The 418-nt window shown below is 36.4% G+C and carries 1 protein-coding gene; it reads right to left on the bottom strand.

Annotation, left to right across the window (positions count from 1 at the left end; all coding sequences use genetic code 11):
* On the bottom strand, window positions 1-418 hold a 418-nt coding region (locus tag CP370_RS09380), incomplete at both ends, for a methionyl-tRNA formyltransferase (protein ID WP_143467898.1).

The raw sequence follows: 418 nt of genomic DNA, 5'->3' as shown, positions 1-418 counted from the left end.
GATTAATTTGGGTAACGTTGATAATAATAGGTCACGACCCAATAGACTCAACTTGTCAAATAATGTCCCCGTATTGTCCTCAGATAAAATTGGTAATTCTTTCTGGGCAATTATATCCCCAGCATCCATTTCTTTAACCATGTACATAATTGTGACGCCTGTTTTTTCATCACCGTTTAAAACAGCATAATGAATGGGTGCCCCACCACGATATTTAGGTAATAATGATGCATGGACATTAATCGCACCCATTTTAGCTGCAGCTAATAATTTAGTTGGTAAAAATTGGCCATAAGCGGCTGTAATAATGAAATCTGGTGCCAATGAAATAATTTGCTTCATTTCATCAGATCCTGACAACTTATTTGGTTGTAATAATGGGATATTTGCCTTAACTGCAACTTCTTTAACCGGTGTT

This window comes from Lactobacillus sp. UMNPBX19 (assembly GCF_002553805.1).
Taxonomy (GTDB): Bacteria; Bacillota; Bacilli; order Lactobacillales; family Lactobacillaceae; genus Lactobacillus.
Note: the sequence above shows the minus strand (reverse complement) of the source record. Positions and strands in the feature narration are given on the sequence as shown.